Origin of the sequence: Streptomyces sp. NPDC001351 (genome assembly GCF_042896045.1) — a bacterium.
GTDB lineage: Bacteria > Actinomycetota > Actinomycetes > Streptomycetales > Streptomycetaceae > Streptomyces.
The window spans coordinates 659,858-677,881 of the sequence record NZ_JBIAWS010000004.1; the positions used below are offsets into that span (position 1 = coordinate 659,858).

General features: G+C 71.0%; 22 protein-coding genes and 1 tRNA gene. 6 read left to right on the plus strand and 17 right to left on the minus strand.

The features are described 5' to 3' along the window. Positions 1–106: 106 nt before the first annotated feature. Positions 107–2,653, minus strand: a complete 2,547-nt coding sequence (locus tag ACFY1U_RS18015) for an MFS transporter (protein WP_390695065.1) — start codon at positions 2,651–2,653, stop codon at positions 107–109. 13 nt (positions 2,654–2,666) lie between these two features. Continuing rightward, positions 2,667–3,167: a MarR family winged helix-turn-helix transcriptional regulator gene (locus ACFY1U_RS18020; RefSeq protein ID WP_390695066.1), complete on the minus strand. Its 501-nt coding sequence runs from the start codon at positions 3,165–3,167 to the stop codon at positions 2,667–2,669. A gap of 195 nt (positions 3,168–3,362) precedes the next feature. Between ACFY1U_RS18020 and ACFY1U_RS18025 the strand changes: the two genes are divergently transcribed. Further along, on the plus strand, positions 3,363–3,563 hold the full coding sequence (locus ACFY1U_RS18025; protein WP_390695067.1) for a hypothetical protein: 201 nt from the start codon (positions 3,363–3,365) through the stop codon (positions 3,561–3,563). 9 nt (positions 3,564–3,572) lie between these two features. Here the strand turns inward: ACFY1U_RS18025 and ACFY1U_RS18030 are convergent, their stop codons facing one another. The 9 genes from ACFY1U_RS18030 to ACFY1U_RS18070 form a co-directional block, all read right to left on the minus strand. Next, positions 3,573–4,277 (minus strand): hypothetical protein, encoded by a 705-nt coding sequence (locus ACFY1U_RS18030; protein WP_390695068.1) that lies wholly within the window; start codon positions 4,275–4,277, stop codon positions 3,573–3,575. Between the two features lie 39 nt (positions 4,278–4,316). Beyond that, positions 4,317–5,240: an RNA polymerase sigma factor SigF gene (locus ACFY1U_RS18035; RefSeq protein WP_390695069.1), complete on the minus strand. Its 924-nt coding sequence runs from the start codon at positions 5,238–5,240 to the stop codon at positions 4,317–4,319. Positions 5,241–5,486: 246 nt separating this feature from the next. After that, complete coding sequence (locus ACFY1U_RS18040; protein WP_390695070.1) at positions 5,487–6,335, minus strand: RNA polymerase sigma factor SigF; 849 nt, start codon at positions 6,333–6,335, stop codon at positions 5,487–5,489. A 197-nt stretch (positions 6,336–6,532) separates the two neighbouring features. Further along, complete coding sequence (locus tag ACFY1U_RS18045; RefSeq protein ID WP_390695071.1) at positions 6,533–6,826, minus strand: Dabb family protein; 294 nt, start codon at positions 6,824–6,826, stop codon at positions 6,533–6,535. Positions 6,827–6,852: 26 nt separating this feature from the next. Continuing rightward, the gene (locus ACFY1U_RS18050; protein WP_181922395.1) at positions 6,853–7,029 is read right to left on the minus strand and encodes a hypothetical protein; all 177 of its coding nucleotides are present in this window, start codon (positions 7,027–7,029) and stop codon (positions 6,853–6,855) included. Positions 7,030–7,112: 83 nt separating this feature from the next. Beyond that, a tRNA-Ser gene (locus ACFY1U_RS18055) sits at positions 7,113–7,197 on the minus strand. Between the two features lie 73 nt (positions 7,198–7,270). Then, positions 7,271–7,696 (minus strand): tRNA adenosine(34) deaminase TadA, encoded by a 426-nt coding sequence (tadA, locus tag ACFY1U_RS18060; RefSeq protein WP_365840633.1) that lies wholly within the window; start codon positions 7,694–7,696, stop codon positions 7,271–7,273. Positions 7,697–7,755: 59 nt separating this feature from the next. Then, complete coding sequence (locus tag ACFY1U_RS18065) at positions 7,756–8,283, minus strand: hypothetical protein (protein WP_390695072.1); 528 nt, start codon at positions 8,281–8,283, stop codon at positions 7,756–7,758. Between the two features lie 241 nt (positions 8,284–8,524). Continuing rightward, complete coding sequence (locus ACFY1U_RS18070; RefSeq protein WP_365840587.1) at positions 8,525–8,719, minus strand: hypothetical protein; 195 nt, start codon at positions 8,717–8,719, stop codon at positions 8,525–8,527. A gap of 95 nt (positions 8,720–8,814) precedes the next feature. Between ACFY1U_RS18070 and upp the strand changes: the two genes are divergently transcribed. Next, positions 8,815–9,450 carry a uracil phosphoribosyltransferase gene (upp, locus tag ACFY1U_RS18075; RefSeq protein ID WP_030938597.1) on the plus strand — a complete coding sequence of 212 codons (636 nt, stop codon included), beginning with the start codon at positions 8,815–8,817 and terminating at the stop codon, positions 9,448–9,450. Positions 9,451–9,554: 104 nt separating this feature from the next. On the opposite strand, the gene ACFY1U_RS18080 is transcribed toward upp, so the two are convergent. The 6 genes from ACFY1U_RS18080 to ACFY1U_RS18105 form a co-directional block, all read right to left on the minus strand. Further along, positions 9,555–10,193: a LytR C-terminal domain-containing protein gene (locus tag ACFY1U_RS18080; protein ID WP_390695073.1), complete on the minus strand. Its 639-nt coding sequence runs from the start codon at positions 10,191–10,193 to the stop codon at positions 9,555–9,557. A gap of 111 nt (positions 10,194–10,304) precedes the next feature. Beyond that, complete coding sequence (locus ACFY1U_RS18085; protein ID WP_003999914.1) at positions 10,305–10,601, minus strand: type II toxin-antitoxin system VapB family antitoxin; 297 nt, start codon at positions 10,599–10,601, stop codon at positions 10,305–10,307. 181 nt (positions 10,602–10,782) lie between these two features. Continuing rightward, complete coding sequence (locus ACFY1U_RS18090; RefSeq protein WP_390695074.1) at positions 10,783–10,905, minus strand: hypothetical protein; 123 nt, start codon at positions 10,903–10,905, stop codon at positions 10,783–10,785. A 57-nt stretch (positions 10,906–10,962) separates the two neighbouring features. Continuing rightward, entirely contained in the window at positions 10,963–11,277 is a 315-nt protein-coding gene (locus tag ACFY1U_RS18095) for a hypothetical protein (protein ID WP_390695075.1), read from the minus strand. A gap of 80 nt (positions 11,278–11,357) precedes the next feature. After that, positions 11,358–12,023: an HdeD family acid-resistance protein gene (locus ACFY1U_RS18100; RefSeq protein WP_390695076.1), complete on the minus strand. Its 666-nt coding sequence runs from the start codon at positions 12,021–12,023 to the stop codon at positions 11,358–11,360. A gap of 94 nt (positions 12,024–12,117) precedes the next feature. Continuing rightward, positions 12,118–12,711: an HhH-GPD-type base excision DNA repair protein gene (locus ACFY1U_RS18105; RefSeq protein WP_390695077.1), complete on the minus strand. Its 594-nt coding sequence runs from the start codon at positions 12,709–12,711 to the stop codon at positions 12,118–12,120. A 90-nt stretch (positions 12,712–12,801) separates the two neighbouring features. Between ACFY1U_RS18105 and ACFY1U_RS18110 the strand changes: the two genes are divergently transcribed. The 4 genes from ACFY1U_RS18110 (at position 12,802) to ACFY1U_RS18125 (ending at position 17,947) form a co-directional block, all read left to right on the plus strand. Further along, a complete protein-coding gene (locus tag ACFY1U_RS18110) occupies positions 12,802–14,994 on the plus strand; it encodes a penicillin acylase family protein (protein ID WP_390695078.1) in 2,193 nt (730 codons plus the stop codon). Beyond that, the gene (locus ACFY1U_RS18115) at positions 14,987–15,580 is read left to right on the plus strand and encodes a GNAT family N-acetyltransferase (RefSeq protein WP_390695079.1); all 594 of its coding nucleotides are present in this window, start codon (positions 14,987–14,989) and stop codon (positions 15,578–15,580) included. Before ACFY1U_RS18110 ends, ACFY1U_RS18115 begins: the two co-directional genes overlap by 8 nt. Beyond that, on the plus strand, positions 15,577–16,050 hold the full coding sequence (locus ACFY1U_RS18120; RefSeq protein WP_390695080.1) for a cupin domain-containing protein: 474 nt from the start codon (positions 15,577–15,579) through the stop codon (positions 16,048–16,050). Before ACFY1U_RS18115 ends, ACFY1U_RS18120 begins: the two co-directional genes overlap by 4 nt. A 160-nt stretch (positions 16,051–16,210) precedes the next feature. Then, positions 16,211–17,947, plus strand: coding sequence for a copper resistance CopC/CopD family protein (locus ACFY1U_RS18125; RefSeq protein WP_390695227.1), 1,737 nt, complete (start codon positions 16,211–16,213; stop codon positions 17,945–17,947). The last annotated feature ends 77 nt before the right edge of the window (positions 17,948–18,024 follow it).

Sequence of the window (18,024 nt, forward strand, 5' to 3'; positions counted from 1 at the left end):
TGCTCGTAAAGCTGGTCGTAAAGAGACCGGCCCGTGGCGCCGGGCGCGCACCTCCGCTCAGAGCGCGCACGCCGTCCGCCACGGGCCGGGGTATCGAACGCGGGCCCTACTGCGCCGGATGGGCCAGTTCGATGTCGTGGTCGTCGACTCCGCGGCCGTTCACCGTCAGGGCGGTCGCGACCGGCGGGTAGCCCGTCGCGATGACCGTGTAGTCGCCGCTGTTGAGGTCGGTGAAGGCGTAGGCCCCGTCCGTGCCGGTGGTGGCCGTTCCCACCACGTTGCCCGCCGCGTCGACCAGGGTGACCCGGGCGTCGGCCAGCGGACCGTGCGGGGCGCGGACGACGCCCTGGAGCTGGGCGCCCGAGTCGAGGTCGATCTCGATACGGGTGACGCCGGTGCCGCCCACCTCGACGGGCAGGGCGCGCGGCCGGTACCCGGCGGCGTTCACCGCGACGGTCACGGTCCCGGGCACCAGCTCCGTGAGGGAGAACTCGCCCTGCTCACCGGTGGCGGCGGTGGCCAGCAGCTCCCCGCGGACATCGGTCACGATGACCATCGCGTCCTTGACGGGCAGTGTGGTCTCGGCGGCCCGCACCACACCGCTCAGCCCGCTGGTGCCGCTGAGCAGGATGTCGTACGAGAGCGGCTCACCGTTCACCACGACCGTGGAGGCCTGCGGCTGGAACCCGTCGGCGGCGGCGATCAGGACGTAACTGCCCACGCTCGGTGCCTCGACGGCGTAGGAGCCGTCGGCCTGCGCGACGGACCGGCCCAGCTGCCGTCCCGCCAGCGAGATCAGCGTGACGGCGGCCTGCGGCACGGGCGCGCTCTCATTGCCGCGGACGAAGCCGCGCACCGGGATCCCGCCGGAACCGGCGGACTCCTCGGGCCGGGCGATGGTCGCCACCGCGGCCAGCCGCTGCGTGCCGTCGACGGCGGTCTCCGTGTCGGAGGACACGGCCCAGCTCGGGACCTTCTCGGCGACCGGAGCCGAAGCCGCGGCCGGGGCCTCGACGGCGGCCGGAGCAGCCCCCGACTCGGCCGGCGTCCGGTCCGCGGCGGCGGCCTGCGCCAGCGCGCCCTTGGTCTTCAGCGGGACCTCCTTGATGAACAGGGTGATCAGGAACGCGACGGCCGCGAGGGCACCGGCGATCAGGAAGACATCGGCGATGGCGTGGCCGAAGGCGCTCTGCATGAGGGTGCGCAGCGGCGCCGGGAGCTTGCTCAGGTCCGGGATGCTGTCGGTGGAGGAGCCGGAACCGGCCAGCGCCGCCCGGTACTGCGGGTCGAGGGCGGCGATGCCCTCCTTGACGTAGTGCGTGATCCGGTGGGACATCACCGCGCCCAGCGCGGACACGCCGACCGCACCGCCGAGGGAGCGGAAGAAGGTGACCGTGGAGCTGGCGGAGCCGAGGTCGCTCGCGTCGACCTGGTTCTGGGTGCACAGAACCAGGTTCTGCATCATCATGCCGATGCCGAGACCCAGCAGCGCCATGAAGATCGACATCTTCCAGTACGCCGTGTCGTAGCGGATGGTGCCGAGCAGACCGAGGCCCGCCGTCACCAGCACACCACCGCTGACCAGCCACGCCTTCCAGCGTCCTGTGCGGGTGATGAACTGCCCGGAGACGGTCGACGACACGAACAGACCGCCGATCATCGGGATCGTCATGACGCCCGACATGGTCGGGGACTTGTCCCGCGCCAGCTGGAAGTACTGGCTGAAGAAGACCGTGCCGGTGAACATCGCGACACCGACGAACAGCGAGGCCAGCGACGCCAGGGTGATGGTGCGGTTGCGGAACAGGCGCAGCGGGATGATCGGCTCGCTCGCCTTGGACTCGACGAGCACGAAGACCAGACCGAGGACGATCGAACCGCCGACCATCGTGTACGTCTGCCAGGACAGCCAGTCGTACTTATCACCGGCGAAGGTGACCCAGACCAGCAGCAGCGAGACCGCCGCGGCGATGAAGAAGGCGCCTGCCCAGTCGACCTTCACGTCCCGCTTCACGACCGGCAGGTGCAGCGTCTTCTGCAGCACGATCAGCGCGAGGACGGCGAAGGGGACACCGACGTAGAAGCACCAGCGCCAGCCGAGCCAGCTGGTGTCGGTGATGACGCCGCCGAGCAGCGGGCCGCCGACGGTCGCGACGGCGAAGGTCGCGCCGAGGTAGCCGGAGTAACGGCCGCGCTCGCGCGGGGAGATCATCGCGGCCATGACGATCTGGGCGAGGGCGGACAGACCGCCGACGCCGATGCCCTGGACGACACGGCAGGCGATCAGCATGCCGGCGTTCTGGGACAGGCCCGCGGCCGCGGACCCCAGGACGTAGATGACCAGGGCTATCTGGACGAGAGCCTTCTTGCTGTACAGGTCGGCGAGCTTGCCCCACAGGGGAGTGGCCGCGGTCATCGACAGCAGGGCGGCGGTGACGACCCAGGTGTAGGCGGACTGGCCGCCGCCGAGGTCGCTGATGATGTGCGGCAGGGCGTTGGTGACGATCGTGGACGACAGGATCGCCACGAACATGCCGAGCAGCAGACCGGAGATGGCCTCCATGATCTGCCGGTGCGTCATCGGGGCGTACTCGGCGGAGCCTCCCCCGTGCTTGGCATGAGCCCGCACACCGGCTGGTGTGGTCGTTGCCATGGGCTTCCTTCTCTTAAGTGCTTGCGGGTGTACGGGTGGTCGGTTCGAGTTCGAGTGCGGGGGGCGGGAGCCGGGGCGGCAGGGCGCGGCAGTCGTCGAAACTGGCCCGCAGGCGTTCCATGAGCCTGCTGAGCTGGGCGACCTCCTCGTCGCTCCAGTCGGCGAGCCGCTCGGCCAGCAGCTGGGTGGTCCGCTGGGACAGCGCCTCCAGCTGCGCCAGGCCCGTGGGCGTGAGGTGCAGGATCCGGGACCGCTTGTCCGCCGGGTCGGGGGACCGGTCGATCCAGCCGCGCTCGGCGAGGTGCGCGGCATGGCGGCTGGTGACCGACATGTCCACGGCCAGCAGCTCGGCGAGCCTGCTCATGCGCATGTCGCCGTGGCGTCCGAGCAGGATCAGCACGGCGGCGCTGCCGCTGGAGCAGTCGGACGGCATGATCCGCCCCAGCTCCCGCTTGACCGCGCCGAAGGCGCTGAACTGCCTCAGCAGCTCCTCGTACTGCACCCGCTCGGCCATCACACCTCCCGCATTCGTTGCTTAGGGCAACCATAGAAGTCGTTGGTTGCTGCAGGCAAACAAAATGACCCGGATTCCTGATAAAAACTTGGCAAAGGCAAGTATTGCGAACGTAAATATGCAGGTGAGGGCGGTTACGGCAGTGACCCGCCCCCCACTTGGGCCACAACCGGCGATTCGCTAGGGTCTCGGGCTATGGCTAACCCCCAGGGCCCCCAGGGCAACCACGACCCCGCAGGCAGCACCCAGATGTTCCGCGCGTTCGTCGACGAGGGCCCGCAGGGCCGCCGTCAGCAGCAGGCGCCCGCGCCGGCCGGACCGCGTGTCGGCCTGATCGTCGGCATCGTCGTGGCCGTGGCGGTCGTGGCGGCCGTCGCCTGGCTGGCACTCAAGTAGGGTCTGCCGCTACTTCCACTGGACGGTGACGTCCCGCGTCTCGATGTGCATGCCGAGCGGCACGCGCCAGGCGTCGACGCACACCGTCCAGGTCTTCTCCTTGCGCGCTCCGGCACCGATCGGCACCGGAAGCCCGACGGTCGACTCGACCGTCCCCCAGTCGATGCCGAGCGCCCCGATGATGTGCGTCCCGAAGGTCACACTGCCGGAACGCACCGCGCTGCCGCCGGAGTTGGCGAAGTCCAGCGTGACGTCTTCGCACCAGCGCTTGTCCGTGGCTTTCCGGGCCGGGTCGCCCCAGGTGAGAACGGCGGGCCCAGCGGGTGCCGTACGGCTGGGAGTTGCCGTCGGCGACGCCGGAGCCGTCGTCGTACGACCGGACTTGGCGCCGCCGCCCGGCGAGCCGACGTCCTGGTCGGGCGCCGCTGCCGGGGCGCCGGTCGAAGTCCCGCTCCCGGTCCCGGAGTTGCCCTCGGCCACAGGGGCGGCCCCGCTGTCCTTCCGCGGTCCGTCCAGCGGTACGAACGTCACCCCGCCCGTCGGAGTCACAGCCGTACCGGACGGCTGGGGCGCGCCGCCCACCGGGCCGGTAGCGACATATCCCTCGGCCCCGCCGCCCCCGCACGCGGCCAGCGCGGCGCCCAGGCAGACGACGGCCGCCGACGCGCCGATCACGGCGCCTCGACGGCCACGTGTCCATGTCGTCCGAAGCATCGCGCCAGTGTGGCTGACACTCCGTCAGGAAGGAAGGGTTCAGTCGGAGATGAGCCCCTCCCGCAGCTGCGCCAGCGTCCGCGTCAGCAGCCGGGAGACGTGCATCTGCGAGATGCCGACCTCCTCGCCGATCTGCGACTGGGTCATGTTGGCGAAGAAGCGGAGCATGATGATCTGCCGCTCGCGGGGCGGGAGTTTGGCCAGCAGGGGCTTGAGGGACTCGCGGTACTCGACGCCCTCCAGGGCGGTGTCCTCGTAGCCGAGCCGGTCCGCGAGAGAGCCCTCGCCGCCGTCGTCCTCGGGGGTCGGGGAGTCCAGCGAGGAGGCCGTGTAGGCGTTGCCGACCGCGAGGCCGTCGACCACGTCCTCCTCGGAGACGCCGAGCACGGCGGCGAGTTCGGGGACGGTCGGGGAGCGGTCCAGTTTCTGGGAGAGTTCGTCGCTGGCCTTGGTGAGGGCCAGACGCAGCTCCTGCAGCCGGCGCGGGACCCGCACCGACCACGAGGTGTCGCGGAAGAACCGCTTGATCTCACCGACGACCGTCGGCATCGCGAACGTCGGGAACTCCACGCCCCGTTCGCAGTCGAAGCGGTCGATCGCCTTGATCAGGCCGATGGTGCCGACCTGGACGATGTCCTCCATCGGCTCGTTGCGCGAGCGGAAGCGGGCCGCCGCGTACCGCACCAGCGGGAGGTTGAGTTCGATGAGGGTGTCCCGGACGTACGCGCGCTCGGGGCTGTTGTCGTCGAGTGCGGCGAGCCGCAGGAAAAGGGAGCGGGACAGGGTGCGGGTGTCGATGGCATCCGAGGCCGGAGGGGCCGGGATGTCAGCGGCCGTAAGGGCCGGGGCCGGTGCGGTGTCGACGGCTGCCATCTCGTCGATGGAGCCGGGCACGGCGTCGGCGGGCGCTGACTCGCTCTTCGTGAGCGTGAGCACCTTCGAGCTGCCCTGGTCTGCGGACATGCCACCCCCTCTGGGTCGCGGGACGGTCGTGGCGGAGCCTCCCCTGGTGAGGAGTTCAGCCTTCACCTGAATACCGGAGCCGAAGCCGCGGCAAACGCGCTTGGGGAAGAATGTCACATGTCGGCAACACGCTGTAGTGACATGTCGACATGCGAGATACGAATCGGCCCTGGAAAGAGGGGGTCTGAGGCTTTTTCAGCGCAGAACTGTCGGGAACAGCCCTGGTGAGCGATTCGCTCGTACCGGTTACGCCTCGATCCTGTTTGCGGATCGCAGCCGCTGGAAGCTACGCGCGAGTAGCCGTGAGACATGCATCTGGGATACGCCGAGTTCCGCACTGATCTGCGACTGGGTGAGGTTGCTGTAGTAGCGCAGAAGAAGGATTCTCTGTTCCCGTTCCGGGAGTTGTACGAGGAGATGGCGGACGAGGTCGCGGTGCTCGACGCCGTCCAGGGCCGGGTCCTCGTAGCCGAGCCGGTCCAGGAGCCCCGGCAGCCCGTCGCCCTCCTGGGCGGCCTCCAGGGAGGTCGCGTGGTACGACCGGCCGGCCTCGATGCAGGAGAGCACCTCCTCCTCGGTGATGCGCAGCCGTTCGGCGATCTCGCCGGTCGTGGGGGTGCGCCCGAACGCGGTCGTCAGGTCCTCGGTCGCGCTGTTGACCTGCACCCACAGCTCGTGCAGCCGGCGCGGGACGTGGACCGTGCGGACGTTGTCCCGGAAGTAGCGCTTGATCTCGCCGACGACGGTCGGCATCGCGAAGGTCGGGAACTGTACGCCCCGGTCCGGGTCGAAGCGGTCGATCGCGTTGATGAGCCCGATGGTGCCGACCTGGATCACGTCCTCCATCGGCTCGTTGCGGGAGCGGAAGCGGGCGGCCGCGTAGCGCACGAGCGGGAGGTTGGCCTCGATGAGCGCCCCGCGCACCCGGTTGTGCTCCGGCGTGCCCGGCCCGAGCCCCTTGAGTTCGCCGAAGAGCACCTGGGTGAGGGCCCGGGTGTCGGCGCCGCGGCTGCGCGGCGGTACGGGCTCCGGTGGGGCCTCGGGGGCCTCGGGTGCCTCCAGGGGCGGTGCTTGAGGCGCAGTACTGGCCGGCACGGTCAACTCCACCTCGCAATCGATCAACGTATTCGGCAAAAGCGGTCATAGCATCACAAGAGATGTGCACTGTGTGCAAGCACCGCATAACGCCGTGTTGAGGGCAAGTTGGGCAAGTCGGGGCTCAATGCGCATAAAGACCCTGCGACGCATAAAGGCCCTGCGCCTTTTCGGCGCAGGGCCCAGCCGGGTCCGGCTCAGTACTCGTAGTCGGCGATCACCCAGGTGGAGAACTCCTTCCACAGCGTCACGCCCGCCTGGTGCTCCGGGTGCTCGACGTAGCGCCGCAGCGCGGCCGCGTCGTCGAAGCCGGAGTTGATGGCGAAGTCGTACGCGATGGGGCGGTCGCTGATGTTCCAGCCCAGCTCCCAGAAGCGGATCTCGGGGATCTTCCCCTCCAGCGACCGGAAGGCGTCGACGCCCTCCAGGACGCGCGGGTCGTCGCGCTCGACGCCCTCGTCGAGCTTGAACAGGACGAGATGGCGGATCATGTGCGCTCCCAGCCGGGTCTACGGGTCTAGTGGGCGCCGTTGGCGAGCCAGGTGAAGAAGTCGCCTATGGCCTTGGCGGCGTCCGATATGCCCTCGAACCCTATCTGGACGTAGCTGGCCGCCTTGGCCGGGTCCGTGATGATGACGTACAGCGCGAAGACCACGAGCACATAGACGGCGATCTTCTTGGCATTCACCGCCATTGCGGCCTCCCCAGTCACTGTTGCCCAACGACCGCACATGATCGCACGAAGGGCCCCGTCTCTCGACGGGGCCCTTCCCAAAGCGGTAGCGGAGGGATTTGAACCCTCGGTGACTTGCGCCACACTCGCTTTCGAGGCGAGCTCCTTCGGCCGCTCGGACACGCTACCGAGGGAGACCTTACAGCACGCCGGGCAGTGCTCTGAAATCGGTATTCGGGGGTCGGTGCGCAGGGGGCGCCGTTCAGCGGGAGCGGAAGAATTCGGTGAGGATCCGGGCGCAGTCCTCGGCCAGTACGCCCTCGATCACCTCGGGGCGGTGGTTGAGTCTCCGGTCGCGTACGACGTCCCAGAGGGAGCCGGCCGCGCCGGCCTTCTCGTCGCGGGCGCCGTAGACGACCCGGTCCACCCGGGACTGCACGAGCGCGCCCGCGCACATCGTGCAGGGCTCCAGCGTGACGACGAGGGTGCAGCCGGACAGCCGCCACTCCCCGAGGTCGGCCGCAGCCCGGCGGATCGCGAGGACCTCGGCGTGCGCCGTCGGATCGCCGGTGGCCTCGCGTTCGTTGTGTCCGGCGCCGAGCACGGTCGTACCGTCCGAGGCCAGTACGACGGCGCCCACGGGCACGTCGGCACCCGCCCGTCCGGCCTCGTCCAGGGCGAGCCGCATCGCGGCCCGCCAGCGGTCGCGTACCGGGTCGGGGGTGCCTCCTTGGGGCGCTGCAGCGGTCAGCGGACGGTCTCCAGGACCTCCGAGGCGCCCAGGGCCTCGGCGATCGTGTTCAGGGCGTCCTCGTCGAGGGCGCGCAGTTCCTTGGCGCTGACGCCGAGGTCGTCGAGGATCTCGGCGTCCCCGACGGGGCTGTGCGGCACGGACTCGGCCGACGGCGTGTCCTCGTCGCCGTCCGCCTCGTCCTCACCGTCCTCGGTGCCGTCGAGGTCGAGGGAGTCCAGGTCGGGGTCGTCCTCGCCGGGCTCCCTTCCGAGCAGTTCGTCGGTGAGCAGGATCTCGCCGTAGCTGCTGCGAGCAGCGGCGGCGGCGTCCGAGACGTAGATACGAGGGTCGTCCTCGCCGTCGACGCGGACGACGCCGAACCAGGTTTCTTCCTGCTCGATCAGGATGAGCACCGTGTCGTCCTCGGTCGAGGCTTCCCGGGCGAGATCGGCCAGATCCGACAGGGTCTCCACATCGTCGAGCTCTGTGTCGCTCGCTTCCCACCCGTCTTCGGTGCGCGCGAGCAGTGCGGCGAAGTACACCGTGACTCTCCCACTGGTCTTAGGCGTGCCGGTTGGAGGTCCCCCCGGCGGGGCTCAGGGCGGGGAGAGCTGTGCTCCGAGCCCCACCCACTCGGAATCGTGGCAGAAACAAGGCGATCAGGGGACGTCTTCGGCACCCTGTGTCCGCCGTCTTTGATCGGCCACGAGCGGGATCGTACGCGGCGATCGGCGTGTGCACGCAACGGGTTGCCCTCAGGCGCGTCCCGAGTCGGACCCCGGGCTACCAGCGGAAGGTGCGCATGCGCATGGCGTGGCGCAGCCGTGCGGTCTTGGCCCGCCTGGGCTGCACACGGTCCCGCAGCTCACGGGCTTCGGCGAGGTCACGCAGGAACTGGGCCCTGCGGCGGCGGCGCTCGGCGTCGGTCTCGGCCGACGGCGAGTCCTTACGGGTTTCACGCTCAGGCAGGTCAGGCATACACACACCACCCCCCGGTACGTCCTCCCACTTTCCCTCTGATGGGCGGTTTGATGCCAGCGCAGGGCTCAGCAGCGCACGGTTACTGTTAGGGCATGCGTCTCCACGTCGTCGACCACCCCCTGGTCGCCCACAAGCTCACCACGCTGCGCGACCAGCGCACCGACTCCGCGACCTTCCGCCGTCTCGCCGACGAGCTGGTCACCCTGCTCGCCTACGAGGCCACGCGCGACGTGCGCACCGAACAGGTCGACATCACGACGCCGGTCTCCTCGACCACCGGCGTCAAGCTCGCCCGCCCGCGCCCCCTGGTGGTGCCGATCCTGCGGGCCGGGCTCGGCATGCTCGACGGCATGGTGCGGCTGCTGCCGACGGCCGAGGTGGGCTTCCTCGGCATGATCCGCAACGAGGAGACGCTGCAGGCGTCGACCTACGCCTCGCGGATGCCCGAGGACCTCTCCGGGCGTCAGGTGTACGTCCTGGACCCGATGCTGGCCACCGGTGGCACGCTGGTCGCGGCGATCCAGGAGCTGATCAAGCGCGGTGCGGACGATGTGACCGCGGTGGTGCTTCTTGCGGCCCCCGAGGGGGTCGAACTCATGGAACGTGAGCTGGCGGGGACGCCGGTGACCGTCGTGACGGCGGCCGTCGACGAGCGGCTCAATGAGCACGGGTACATCGTGCCGGGGCTGGGGGATGCGGGGGATCGCCTTTACGGCGCTGCTGAGTAGGCTGCTCCTTTTTGCGCCTTTTCGCCGTAGAGGTGCGGATCTCTTGCGGCTGCGGGTCCGTTGTGGCTTGTCGCGCCGTTCCCCGCGCCCCTTATGGGGCGCTCTCAGCAGCCCTTTGTTGAAGAAGTGGGCGCCGGGCTGGGGTTGGCCAGCGCCGCCAGGGCCTGGTCAGCGGCTGCCTTCGGGGTGAGGTCCTTGAAGGCCGTGCCGAGGATCAGGTCGACGTCCGTGCCCTTGCGGGTGTCGGCCCGCTTCTCGGCGCCGGCGAGTTGGGTGGCCAGCACGGGCAGCGAGCTGTTCAGGGCGGACGGGGCGCCGAGCAGTATGCCGGTGCCCTTGACCTTCTTGTCGAACTCCTTGGACGCGTTGCCCACGTCGCCGACCTTGAAGCCGCGCCTCTTCAGCTCGTCCGCCGTGTTCTTGGCCAGACCGCTGCGGTCCGTGGCGTTGTAGACGTTGACCGTGATCGTGCCGGGCTTGGGCACGGCGGCCTTCTTGGTGTCGGCCGACGGGCTCGCCTTGGCCCTGCAGTCCGCCTTGGAGCCGGCCGCCGAGGCCTTCTGGCCGCCGCCGGTGAAGAGGTCGATGAGCTGCAGCGTGCCCCAGCCGACCAGGCCGAGTGCGGCGACGGAGGCCACCAGGGCAACCCCGAGCCTGCCGCGCCGGCGCCTGCGCATCCGTGGGTATTTGTCCCCCGTGATCCGGTACTTGCCGCCCATGCCCGGGGGGGTCAGCATGCTCATGAGCGCAGCGTAGTGCGCCCGGGCGGCGATGCCTACTAGATGATCATTCGAGGCCGCACAGGTGAACCCGAAAGGGCCAAGCAGTGACCGGCAGGCCTTCGGGGGTGTGCGTCAGTCGAGTTCGAGCACGCGCGCGTGCAGGACCTGGCGCTGCTGCAGCGCGGCCCGCACGGCACGGTGGAGGCCGTCCTCGAGATACAGGTCGCCCTGCCACTTGACGACATGTGCGAACAGGTCGCCGTAGAAGGTCGAGTCCTCGGCCAGGAGGGTCTCCAGGTCGAGCTGTCCCTTGGTGGTGACGAGCTGATCGAGGCGGACCGGGCGCGGCGCGACGTCCGCCCACTGCCGGGTGCTTTCCCGGCCGTGGTCGGGGTACGGCCGGCCGTTTCCGATGCGCTTGAAGATCACACGGAAAGCCTACCGGTCAAGACCTTCCGGGCGCAGCCATGGCGACGCAGTGCGGGGACCGAAAAGAAGTTGCAAATCGGGGCAAAGGATCCGTACGGGTGTTACGCACAGGCTGTGGACAGTGAGCGTCGGCCCGGCGGAGGCGGTGGTTCACGGGGAACATCCGCCTCCGCCGGCGGATTCAGCGGTCCCGTTCCTTCGGGGGCTGCTTCGGCTCCGGCTGCTTCAGGTTCTGCTTCGGTGCGCTGCGTGCGGCTTCGGCGCGCAGCAGGGCGCGCAGGACCGCGTACGGGTCGGTGGGCATGGCTGTGTTCCTTGGTTCCTTGCGTGGTGACTGACTTTTCCGGGGAGCCGGGGTCTGTCAGCAGCGCAGGACCACGGAGCGCAGCGCGTGCAGGGCGTGCGGCGGCCGGGGCGGGGTGGGGAGGGGGCGGTCCGCCGGGGTGTCGAGGGGCGGGGCCTGGAGCGGGGCGGGGCGCAGGGCTACGACCGTGCGGTGCAGGGCGTCGGCCGGTGGCCGCACGGCCGCGTCCAGGGCGTCGTACTCGACGATCTCCGTGGCGGAGGGCGGTGCCGCGTGCACCTCCGCGTGGGTGCCGGGGACCAGCAGGGCGAGCAGCAGGACGAGCGTCCGCAGCCAGGCGTGGCCGCGGGAGAGGCTTCGTACGGTGCTCACGAGAGGTCATTTGCCCACGCTTTGTCCCGCCTTCAGCATGTCGGGGCCGAGAACCGCCCGTTCGGGGGACCCGATACGACTCAAAGGGTGCGTGGCAGTTGCCGGGCCCGGCCGCGGATACGGAGCGCGGTGACGATCTCGACCACGCCGACCGCGACCAGCCAGATGCCGCCGACCAGGGTGAGGACGGCGACCGACGCGAACGGCGAGTCGATCAGCACGATCCCGCCCAGGAAGGTGACGATCCCGAGGAAGATCTGCCAGCCGCGGGCCGGCATGGTGCTGTCGGAGGCGGCGGCCAGGGTCTGGGTGATTCCGCGGATGAGCCAGCCGATGCCGATCCACAGCGCCAGCAGCAGGATCGACCGCATCGGGCCGCGCAGACAGAACAGGCCCAGCAGGATCGACAGGGATCCGCTGATGAAGGCCAGGACGCGCAGGGCCGTCGTTCTGTGGGTGCCGAAGGCGGCGACCAGCTGGAAGATGCCGCTGATCAGGAGGTAGACGCCGAAGAGGACGCCGGCCGCGAGCAGGGAGGGGCCCGGCCAGACCAGGACCAGGAGGCCGAGGATCAGGGAGGCGACGCCGGTGAGCAGGACGACCTGCCAGGCGGCGCGGGAGAGGACGTGCAGGGGGCCTTCGAAGGGGGGCTCCGGCTCATGCGGGCTCGTCGTGCGTCCGGCGGCGTGGACCTTGCGGTCGTCGTACTGCGGGCCCGCGGAGAAGGCGCTCGATGGCTCGGTCATGTCCCATGCTTGGACCCGCCGCGGGCGTCGCGCCACCTCTGGGAGCCGGTCGGCTGACGGGCCGTCTCCCGGCCGCCGGAGACCCGGCCCTCCGCTATTTCCCGGCGGCCTTGGCGGCCTTCGCGGCCGCCTTCATCTCCTGCTTGTGCGCCCGGACCTTGGCCAGCGACTCGGGTCCCTCGATGTCGGCGACGGAGCGGTGGCAGTTCGCCTCGCCGTATCCGCCCGCGGCCTCCCGCCAGCCCTCGGGCCGTACGCCGAGCTGCTTGCCCAGCAGCGCGAGGAAGATCTGCGCCTTCTGCTTGCCGAAGCCGGGCAGCTCCTGGAGACGCCCCAGGAGTTCCCGCCCGTCGGGCACGTCCTTCCAGACGAGTTCGGCGTTGCCGTCGTAGTGCTCCACGAGGTACTGGCACAGCTGCTGGACGCGCTTGGCCATGGAGCCCGGGTAGCGGTGCACGGCCGGCTTCTCGGACAGCAGCGCGGCGAAGGCCTCCGGGTCCATCACGGCGATCTCGTGCGCGTCCAGGTCGTCGGCGCCGAGCCGGTCCGCGATCGTGCGGGGTCCCTTGAACGCCCACTCCATGGGGACCTGCTGGTCCAGCAGCATCCCGACGAGGGCGGCGAGCGGGGAGCGTCCGAGGAGCTCGTCGGCCTTGGGGTCCTGGGCGAGGTGCAGGGTGACGTCCATGCCTCCGATCATGCCGCTTTCATGGCTCGCGTACGATTCCAGCACGAGTTACTAAGGCAAGGCTTGCCTTAATTTGTAGGGGGTTGCAGCGTGACGATCGAGATCCACCGCGACGCGTGGGGCATCCCGCATCTGCGCGCCGGCAGCGCCCGCGAACTCGCCCGCGCCCAAGGCCTGGTGACCGCCCGCGACCGCGCCTGGCAGCTGGAGGACGGCCGGCACCGCGCGCAGGGCACCTCCGCGTCCTTCCTCGGGCCCGAGGCCCTGCACTGGGACCTCTTCGCCCGGCAGGCACGCCTCGACGACACCGCCCGGCGCTGCTGGGCGGCCCTGGAGGAACGGGACCCCGAGACGGCGGACTGGGTACGCGCGTACGTCGACGGCGTCAACCACGGACTGAACAGCGGTCCTACGGCCCCTGAGTTCGACGCCGTCGGTCTCGCCCCCGGGCGCTGGGAGCCCTGGACCCCGCTCGGCATCTGGCTCGCCACGCACATCCTGTTCGCCGGGTTCCCGGCCAAGCTGTGGCGCGAGGAGGCCGCGGCGCACCTGGGCGAGGAGGCCGTCGGCCTGTTCGCCGCCGACGGGCCCGGCAGCTCCGGCAGCAACGGCTGGCTGGTCGGCGGGGCGCGGACCACGACCGGGCACGCCGTGATCGCGGGCGATCCGCACCGGCTCATCGAGGACCCCGGGGTCTATCAGCAGATTCACCTGTCCTGTCCGGAGTTCGACGTGGTCGGTCTCGCCGTGCCGGGTGTTCCCGGTATCGCCCACTTCGGGCACACGGGCACGGTGGCCTGGGCGATCACCAATGCCATGGCCGACTACCAGGACGTGTACCGGGAGCGGCTGCGGCGGGTGGGGGCGGGAGTGGAGGCCCTCGGGCCGGACGGGGTGTGGCGGCGGGCCGCCCGGCACGCCGAGTCCTTCGCGGTGGCGGGTGAGGGGGTCGTCGAGGTCGAGGTGATCGAGACGGAGCGTGGGCCTGTGATCGCCGGGGACATCTTCTTCGCCCCCGCCGCCCCTTCCCGTCCCGTCCCTGGGGGCTCTGCCCCCAGACCCCCTGTCGGCCCTGAAGGGGCCTTGTCCTCAAACTCCCCCACTCTCGGCTTCGCTCGAGCGGGGGGACCCCCACGACGGGCTGAAATGCAGGGCCTCGCCCTGCGCTACCCACCCCGCGTCACCGGCGACCTCGGCTTCAGTGCACTCCTCCCCCTCCTGCGGGCCCGGCGGGTCGGCGACGTGGACCGGGCCGTCGATCTGTGGGCCGAGCCCGTCAACGTCGTGCAGGCCGCCGACACCGAAGGCGGTCTGCTGCACCGGGTCGCGGGGCGGGTGCCGGTGCGGGCCGAGGCCAATCGGCGTCGGCTGGTCCCGGCCTGGGAGCCCGGGCACGAGTGGCGGGGCTGGCACGAGATGCCGCGGGCCGCCGAACTCACCGACTCCGTGGCCGTGATGGCCAACCAGCGCGGCCTCGCGACCCCGCTCGGTGTCGAGTTCGCCCCGCCCCACCGCGCGCACCGGATCGCCGCGCTGCTGGCGCAGAAGGAGCACTGGTCGGCCGGCGACATGCGGGCGATCCACATGGACACCCATCTCGCGTCCTGCGCACTGCTTTTGGACCACCTGGCCGCCCTTGAGGGCCTGTCCCCCGAGGCCGCCGCGCTCCGCGACCGCCTCCTGCGCTGGGACCGCCGCATGGACGCCGACAGCGCCGACGCGGCCGGCTACGCGGCGGTGCGCGGCGCGGTCGTACGGCATCTCGCGGCGCACCCTTCCTTCGCCGCACTGTCCACTCCGCCCGCCTACCCGGAGGTCTTCCTCCCCTGGCTCGCCCTGCTTCCGCGGATCGGCTTCGCCCTCGAACACCTGCTGAGTGCCGAGGAGTTGTACGGCGTCGACCGGGCGGACGTCGTACGGGCGGCCCTGGAGGAGGTGGCCGCCGAGCCGCCCGCCGGCGCCTGGGGGGACACCCACCGGCTCGCTCCCTGGCGGGCGCTCACCGGGACGCCGTACGACGGGCCCGGGCTCTCCGGCGACCACGACTGCGTGCTGTGCACCTCCGCCGTGCCCGGGCTGACGGATCTGGCCGCGCGCGGGCCCGCCGCCCGTTACGTATGGGATCTGGCCCGCCGCGAGGACAGCCTGTGGGTCGTCCCCTTCGGCGCGTCCGGCATCCCGGGCTCGCCCCACCACGGCGACCAGCTCCCCTTGTGGCTCAAGGGAGAACTCGTCCCGGTCGTCACCGACTTCGACCTCCTGGAGAGGGAGAGCCATGAGTGACGTGTACGTCCACGAGGAGAGCGTCGACGGTTTCGGCACCGTCCGTATCCGTCCCCTCGACCCGCAGGCGGACGCGGAGGTCGTCCACCGCTGGGCCGCCGGGGAGCGTGCCGTCTTCTGGGGCATGAACGGCCTCACCCGCGACCAGGTGGCCGGGATCTACGCCCACATGGGCACCCTCGACACCCATCACGCCTTCCTGCTGCTCAAGGACGGCACACCGGCCGCGCTGCTGCAGACGTACGAGCCGGAGGCCGACCGCGTCAGCGAGTGCTACGAGGTGCGGGGCGGCGACATCGGCGTCCATGTCCTGCTCGCGCCCGCCGGCCCGGACGGCGCGCGGTCCGGCTGGTCGGCGGCGCTGTTCGGGGTCATCACGTCGTACGTGCTGAAGGGCCTGGACCGGCGCCGGATCGTGGTCGACCCCGATGTGCGGAACGGGAAGGCGATCGCCCGTTTCCTGCGGCAGGGTTTCGAGGCGGGTCCGGTGGTGGTGCTGCCCGAGGTCGACGTCCCGGATGTCTACCTGCCCGAGAAGAAGGCTCAACTGGCCTTTCTGCGGAGGGAGGTAGCCTTCCCCGAATGACTCCTGAGGACCTTGTCGCGCACTACGGAATGGAACCGATCCCGCGTGAGGGCGGCCTGTTCCGCCAGACCTGGGCGGGCCCCGAGCGCGCCGACGGGCGGCCGGAGGGCACCGCGATCGTCGCCCTGCTGACGGCGGACGACCACTCGGCCCTGCACCGCCTGCCCACCGACGAGATCTGGCACTTCTACCTGGGTGATCCGCTGGAGCTGCTGCTCCTCGCCCCGGACGGGACGTCCAGGCGGGTGGTGCTCGGACCGGACGTACTGGGCGGCCAGCAGCCCCAGACGACCGTGCCGGCCGGCACCTGGATGGGGGGACGGGTCGTCGCGGGCGGGGCGTGGACGTTCTTCGGGTGCACGATGGCGCCGGGGTTCACCTTCGAGGGCTACGAGCACGGGGACGCGGCCGAGCTCACGGCGCGGTATCCGGCCGAGGCCGACCGGATTGCGCGACTGTGCCGTCCATGAGGCTGCCGGAGGGACAGAGCGCTCCGCTCTCGGTGCGGTGAGTGCTCGGCGGTTTGTGTCCGTACCTCTTCGGGAGGTGGCCGGAGCCGGGACGGAGGGCGGCGTGGGGTGTGACGGTGAGCGCGGGCGGCGGCGCGGGCGCCGGGGCGTTCGAGGGCTGGTGCTGCTCGGTGCCGTGCTGGTGCTGCTCGTCCTCGGGGGCGCGGGGCCCGCGTCGGCCCATGCGGCCCTCAAGTCCACCGACCCCGAGGACGGCACCGTCCTCAGGTCGGCCCCCCGCTCCATCACCCTGACGTTCACCGAGTCCGTCGGTCTGCTGGACGACTCCCTCCGCGTCCTGGACCCCGACAACCGGCGCGTGCGCATCGGCGAGGCACAGCACGCCGGGGGACGTCCCGACACGGCGAGCGTGACCCTGCCCGCGAAGCTCGCGAAGGGCACGTACGTCGTGGCCTGGCGGGTCGTCTCGGCGGACAGCCACCCGGTGGGCGGCGCGTTCACCTTCTCCGTCGGCAAAGCCTCCGCGACGGTCGCCACCGTGGACACCGGACCGGTCGAGAACCCGGCGACCGCCGGCCTCTACAACATCGCCCGCTATCTGGCCTACCTGGCGGCGGCACTGCTGATCGGCACGGCCGCCTTCGTCGCCCTGTGCCGCCCGACGGACCGCGGCCCGCTGCGAAAACCCCTGGTCGTGGGCTGGTGGACGCTGCTGGGGACCACCCTGGCGCTGCTCGCGCTGCGCGCCCCGTACGAGAACGGCACGGGTCCCGCGACCGCCCTCGACGCCGACGCCTTCACCCGCGCCCTCACGGGCCGTCCGGGGCTGGCGCTGCTGGCCCGGCTCGCCCTGCTGCTGCTCGCCGCCGTGTTCGCCGTACGAATCCGCAAACGCGACGCATGGCCGCGGCCGCTGCTCGCCGCCGGTGGTGCCCTCGGCGTGGCCCTCGCGCTCACCTGGGTCGCCTCCGACCACGCCTCGGCGGGCATCCAGGTGCCCCTGGCGATGGCGTCCGCCGTGCTGCACCTGCTGGCCATGGCGGTCTGGCTGGGCGGCCTCACGGCGCTGCTGATCCTGCTCCACCGCACCGGACTTCCCCCGGTCGTCGTGGCCCGCTTCTCCCGGATCGCCTTCGCCTCCGTGACCGTCCTGGTCGTCACCGGCGTCTACCAGTCCTGGCGGGGCCTCGGCTCCTGGAGCGCGCTCACGGGGACGACGTACGGGCGCCTGCTGGTGGCCAAACTGGCCGCTGTGGTGCTCCTGCTGGCGGCCGCGGGGCTCTCGCGGCGCTGGACCGTGCGGCTGGTGGCGGCGGACGCCGAGACGGCCGTACGGGAACGGGTCCCGCAGCCCGTGGGCGGGCCCCCCGCGACCGCCGCGGAGGAACCGGCCGCCCCGTCCGCCGCAGACGCCGGACGCCGCAATCTGCGCCGCGGTGTGCTCGCCGAAGTCGCCGTCGGTGTCGTGGTGCTGGTGCTCAGCACCGTGCTCAGCAGCACGCTGCCGGGCCGCGCGGCCGCCGAGGCGGCGCAGGCGCCCGCCACGGCCGGCGGGCTGCCCGCCGCGTCGGTCACGACGATCCCGTTCGAGGTCGGCCGCGCGCGCGGCAAGGTGCAGATCACCCTCGACCCGGGCCGCGTCGGCGACAACACCGTGCAGGCGGTCGTCTTCGGGCCCGACGGCGGCATCGTCACCGTCCCCGAGCTGCGGCTCTCCCTCAGCCTCCCCGCGCAGCAGATCGGCCCGCTCGACGCCAGGTTGACCGATCAGGGCGGCTACTGGGGGACGAACTCGGTCACCGTGCCGCTGGCCGGAACCTGGACCATGAAGGCCACGGTCCGGACGTCCGAGATCGACCAGGTCAGTGTGACGAAATCGGTCCGGATCGTCGCCTAACAGGCCCTGGCCGCGACGCGAATCCGGCATTTAGGCTCAACTCCGGGCGGGTTTGTTCGATCACATGGACCGAAACG

What these genes read in the sequence shown, in the direction of transcription:
- ACFY1U_RS18015 (WP_390695065.1), bottom strand. Translation starts at nt 2,653, where the DNA reads ATGGCAACGACCACACCAGCCGGTGTGCGGGCTCATGCCAAGCACGGG.
- ACFY1U_RS18020 (WP_390695066.1), bottom strand. Translation starts at nt 3,167, where the DNA reads ATGGCCGAGCGGGTGCAGTACGAGGAGCTGCTGAGGCAGTTCAGCGCC.
- ACFY1U_RS18025 (WP_390695067.1), top strand. Translation starts at nt 3,363, where the DNA reads ATGGCTAACCCCCAGGGCCCCCAGGGCAACCACGACCCCGCAGGCAGC.
- ACFY1U_RS18030 (WP_390695068.1), bottom strand. Translation starts at nt 4,277, where the DNA reads ATGCTTCGGACGACATGGACACGTGGCCGTCGAGGCGCCGTGATCGGC.
- ACFY1U_RS18035 (WP_390695069.1), bottom strand. Translation starts at nt 5,240, where the DNA reads ATGTCCGCAGACCAGGGCAGCTCGAAGGTGCTCACGCTCACGAAGAGC.
- ACFY1U_RS18045 (WP_390695071.1), bottom strand. Translation starts at nt 6,826, where the DNA reads ATGATCCGCCATCTCGTCCTGTTCAAGCTCGACGAGGGCGTCGAGCGC.
- ACFY1U_RS18050 (WP_181922395.1), bottom strand. Translation starts at nt 7,029, where the DNA reads ATGGCGGTGAATGCCAAGAAGATCGCCGTCTATGTGCTCGTGGTCTTC.
- tadA (WP_365840633.1), bottom strand. Translation starts at nt 7,696, where the DNA reads ATGCGGCTCGCCCTGGACGAGGCCGGACGGGCGGGTGCCGACGTGCCC.
- ACFY1U_RS18070 (WP_365840587.1), bottom strand. Translation starts at nt 8,719, where the DNA reads ATGCCTGACCTGCCTGAGCGTGAAACCCGTAAGGACTCGCCGTCGGCC.
- upp (WP_030938597.1), top strand. Translation starts at nt 8,815, where the DNA reads ATGCGTCTCCACGTCGTCGACCACCCCCTGGTCGCCCACAAGCTCACC.
- ACFY1U_RS18080 (WP_390695073.1), bottom strand. Translation starts at nt 10,193, where the DNA reads ATGAGCATGCTGACCCCCCCGGGCATGGGCGGCAAGTACCGGATCACG.
- ACFY1U_RS18090 (WP_390695074.1), bottom strand. Translation starts at nt 10,905, where the DNA reads ATGCCCACCGACCCGTACGCGGTCCTGCGCGCCCTGCTGCGCGCCGAA.
- ACFY1U_RS18100 (WP_390695076.1), bottom strand. Translation starts at nt 12,023, where the DNA reads ATGACCGAGCCATCGAGCGCCTTCTCCGCGGGCCCGCAGTACGACGAC.
- ACFY1U_RS18105 (WP_390695077.1), bottom strand. Translation starts at nt 12,711, where the DNA reads ATGGACGTCACCCTGCACCTCGCCCAGGACCCCAAGGCCGACGAGCTC.
- ACFY1U_RS18115 (WP_390695079.1), top strand. Translation starts at nt 14,987, where the DNA reads ATGAGTGACGTGTACGTCCACGAGGAGAGCGTCGACGGTTTCGGCACC.
- ACFY1U_RS18120 (WP_390695080.1), top strand. Translation starts at nt 15,577, where the DNA reads ATGACTCCTGAGGACCTTGTCGCGCACTACGGAATGGAACCGATCCCG.